This is a genomic window from Mesorhizobium sp. M7A.F.Ca.CA.002.05.1.1 (assembly GCF_003998335.1).
GTDB lineage: Bacteria > Pseudomonadota > Alphaproteobacteria > Rhizobiales > Rhizobiaceae > Mesorhizobium.
On the sequence record NZ_RZQI01000560.1, the window covers coordinates 1 to 4,021 of the forward strand.

Annotated in this window: 4 protein-coding genes; 2 read left to right on the plus strand and 2 right to left on the minus strand. The window is 59.3% G+C overall.

Annotated elements, in window-relative coordinates; all coding sequences use genetic code 11:
- Positions 1-759: sulfate adenylyltransferase subunit 1 (locus tag EN939_RS23930; RefSeq protein ID WP_164751173.1), on the minus strand; the 759-nt coding region annotated here is incomplete at its 3' end.
- Positions 760-761: 2 nt separating this feature from the next.
- Complete coding sequence (gene cysD, locus EN939_RS23935) at positions 762-1,667, minus strand: sulfate adenylyltransferase subunit CysD (RefSeq protein WP_027035869.1); 906 nt, start codon at positions 1,665-1,667, stop codon at positions 762-764.
- A gap of 480 nt (positions 1,668-2,147) precedes the next feature.
- Between cysD and EN939_RS23940 the strand changes: the two genes are divergently transcribed.
- Both EN939_RS23940 and EN939_RS23945 read left to right on the plus strand, forming a co-directional pair.
- The gene (locus EN939_RS23940) at positions 2,148-3,473 is read left to right on the plus strand and encodes an O-antigen ligase family protein (protein WP_127270015.1); all 1,326 of its coding nucleotides are present in this window, start codon (positions 2,148-2,150) and stop codon (positions 3,471-3,473) included.
- Positions 3,470-4,021: NAD-dependent epimerase/dehydratase family protein (locus tag EN939_RS23945; protein WP_127270161.1), on the plus strand; the 552-nt coding region annotated here is incomplete at its 3' end. The genes EN939_RS23940 and EN939_RS23945, both read left to right, overlap by 4 nt.

The window sequence follows — 4,021 nt, forward strand, 5'->3', positions numbered from 1 at the left end:
GTTGACATACTGGACAGGGAAACGAAACGGCAGTTCGACCATCGCTTCGTCGACCGACACGGTTTCGAGATGCTCGATCAGCGTCGGACCGGAATACCATTCCATGCTTTCCGACCGGCGGCTGACATTGTCGCCATAACGGGCCGACATCGGGATCGGCACAATGGTCTGGAAGCCGAGATCGCGCGAGAATTGCCCGTAGTCTTCGACGATCCGGTCGAAAACCGCCTGATCGAAATCGACAAGATCGATCTTGTTGACGGCCAGCACGACGTGGCGGATGCCGAGCAGCGAGGCGATGATCGAATGCCGCCTTGTCTGGCGAAGCACACCCTGCCGGGCATCGATCAGCACGATCGCCAGGTCGGCGGTCGAGGCGCCGGTGGCCATGTTGCGGGTGTATTGCTCGTGGCCAGGTGTGTCGGCAACGATGAATTTGCGTTTCGGCGTGGCGAAGAAGCGGTAAGCGACGTCGATGGTGATGCCTTGCTCGCGCTCGGCCTCCAGACCGTCGACCAGCAGCGCGAAATCAATGTCGTCGCCCGTCGTTCCATGCTTGCGCGAATCGCGTTCGAGCGCGGCGAGTTGGTCCTCGAAAATCTGCTTGGTATCGGACAGCAGGCGCCCGATCAGCGTCGACTTGCCGTCATCGACCGAGCCGCAGGTCAGGAAGCGCAGCAGCGACTTCTTCTCCTGCGCCGCCAGATAGTCGCGAACGCCGTCGGTGGGGGCGAGGCTCTTTGCCATGATGTGGCGCATGGTCAAAAGTACCCCTCGCGCTTCTTCTTTTCCATCGAGCCGGCTTCATCGCGATCGATCAGGCGACCCTGCCGTTCGGACGTGCGTGCCGTCAGCATTTCGCCGACGATGGCTTCCAGCGTGTCGGCATCCGATTCGATGGCGCCGGTCAGCGGATAGCAGCCAAGCGTGCGGAACCGCACCAGCCTGTTCTCCACCGTCTCGCCGGGGCGCAGTTTCATGCGCTCGTCGTCCCGCAGGATCAGCATGCCGTCGCGTTCCACCACCGGTCGTTCCTTGGCGAAATAGAGCGGCACGATCGGGATACTTTCCTGCAGGATGTACTGCCAGATATCGAGTTCGGTCCAGTTCGACAGCGGAAAGACGCGGATCGATTCACCCGATGCGATGCGGGTGTTGAATATCTTCCACATTTCGGGGCGCTGGTTCTTCGGATCCCACACATGCTGGGCGTTGCGGAAGGAAAAGATGCGCTCCTTGGCGCGCGATTTCTCCTCGTCGCGACGAGCGCCGCCAAAGGCCGCATCGAAACCGTATTTGTCGAGCGCCTGGCGCAGCGCCACGGTCTTCATGACATGGGTGTGGGTGTTCGAACCATGGTCGAAGGGATTGATGTTGTCGCGCACGCCGTCTTCATTGACATGAACCAGGAGATCGAAGCCGAGTTTCTGCGCCATCTGATCGCGAAAGGCGATCATCTCGCGGAACTTCCACGTCGTGTCGACGTGAAGAAAGGGGAACGGCGGCTTGGCGGGATAAAACGCCTTCATCGCCAGATGCATCAACACGGATGAATCCTTGCCAACCGAATAGAGCATGACCGGCTTGGCAAAAGCGGCCGCAACCTCACGGAATATATGGATGGACTCGGCTTCAAGCCGTTGAAGATGCGTAAGCGCTGTTGTCATGGGCCGTGGGCGTTCTTTCGTATCTTCCAACAGAAGACCTTGCCTCAAATCATCGAGCTCTTCGCACCCGGTTCGAGCCTTGTTTCTGGACAATCTTCTCGTGCCGGCGTTCTAGCAGATCGCCATTATCAAGAACAATGCTGTACTGACCCGGCCGCACATGGTTCGAGAATGAATTTTCCACAGATGCCGGCAAATCCGGAAATTCCTGCCTGCAAGCTCAACGGCCCAGAAAACGCGGGGAAAATATTGCTTGAATGGATCAGCTGCGGCTTTCAAGGGACTTCCTCTGGTCGGCCCGCGCCTGCCGCCGCTTTTCGGTGGCAATCTGCCCTATACACTATCGAAAATGGGGGGCAGCCGCTATACCAGCCTCGGGAAGTGGGCAAGTGCATCATGGGCAATTTCGAGGCGAGCGTATTCAACTTCGCTAAACAAGATCCGCCGCATGAAACTTGCCGAAGACAGCGAGCCCGAAAATTGACCCGGCTTTCACCCCTGAGACAGCAATTCACGCCTTCGCGGATCAACAACTACTTCTCCGTCCTTTGCTTCTTTTTTCCACCGGTACTGGGATCGGTGGTCAGCTTTGTATTCGCTGGCGGAGGCCTTTCGTCAGCCCTGCTGATTGCTTTACGGAAAAGGCGCTTCAACGCCGACCGGCCCATGATCTGGTTGACGGTCGCGATCTATGCCTACTGCGCCTCCAATCTCCTGGCTTCCATCGTCAACAATTCGTTCGCCCGTGATGCGCCACATCTTATCCCGCTCGTCACCTTCCTGTTTTTTCCCGTGTCCTATTCGACCTGGAGCATCACGCAGAAAACCACGCTTACCCGCATCATCGTGCTTTCCAGCATGGCCGCCTGTTTTGCCGCGCTGCTCATGGCCGTCATCCAGCAATATTGGATTGGCGTCAGGGCCGAGGGGGGAGCCGGAAATCCGATCGTCTTCGCAACCGTGGTGTGCCTTGCCGTGGTGATGTGTGTGGCTGGCGCCTTGTCCGGTGTTGAGCAAGCCCGGACCCCACTCTTCTACGCGGCACTGGCCGGGACGATCGCCGTCATCTATTCCGGCTCGCGTATCGTCTGGCTGGCACTGCTGATCGCCGGCATCGCCGTCATGCTGATCAACCGGCACAGGCTCAGAGGCAGGAATGCCGTTCGCCTGCTGCTGCTGCTGGCAGCGGTCGGCGTCGTGATCGCCGCTTCCAGCTTCCAGGCGATATCCGGGCGGGTCGACTTTTTGCGCTCCGATTGGGGTGCGCTTGGGGCTGGCGGCAATTACGACACCTCGTTGGGAATACGTGTTGCGCTTTGGGAGATCGGCCTCAAAGCATTCCATGACATGCCACTGTTCGGGCACGGTGTGGGTGCAACCCAGCATCTGATCAAGCAGGGCTTTCATGAGCAGTTCGCGATGGACACAGGCTTCAACCATTTTCACAACGGCTTCCTGACCGCCTTGGTGCAAGCGGGAATTCTGGGTGCCGTGACGCTGGCGGCGATCTTTATCGTTGCCGCCGGAAATGCCGCCCGGGTCTTGCGAAACAGCAACGATCCGAGCGAGCGGTTCGGCGCGACCATGATTGTTGTCGTGGTGATCACCTATCTGACGGCCGGAATGACAGGCATCCTGATCGGCCATGACATTCTGGACTCGGTGCTGATGGTCTTCATGGTGAGCGGAACATATCTCGCCTCCGGACGCCATGTTCCTTTGTTGGAAGAGCAGGCACTTGCACCAGTGATGGAAGAGCGAGCACTTCCATCAGTCACCAGAGAGCTGTTTCGGGTAAGGCCATGAAGGTTCTGGTCACGGGCGCGACAGGTTTCATCGGGCGCCTTGTCGTGCGCCACCTTCGCGAAGCCGGTGCCGAGCTTCGCCTCGCCTCCCGCCATCCCGAGAGGCTTGGTTCGGAGAACGAGACTGTGCCGATGCCCGGCTTCGATGCGCCGGCCGCCGCCTTCCTGGAACTGACCCGGCATATTACTGACGTCGTCCATTGCGCCGGCCTCAACAATGATCAGGGAAATGCAACCGAAGCCGATTACCAGGCGGCCAATGTGGAACTGAGCGCAAGGCTGGCGCATGCCGCGGCCGCCCAGATAAGCGGACGTTTCATCCATCTCTCCTCGATCCGAGCGGTGATCGGCGCGCATGTCAGCGCAACGATCGACGAGGACACGCTTCCTGCCCCACAATGCGCCTATGGACGCTCGAAGCGCGAAGGCGAGATCAAGGTTTTGGACGCCTACGCGTTACACGGCCGCTCGGACGCCGCCGTGTTGCGCCTGCCTCCGGTTTATGGAAGCGGCATGAGGGGGAATCTGGCAACGCTGATGCGCCTTGCC

What these genes read in the sequence shown, in the direction of transcription:
- cysD (WP_027035869.1), bottom strand. Translation starts at nt 1,667, where the DNA reads ATGACAACAGCGCTTACGCATCTTCAACGGCTTGAAGCCGAGTCCATC.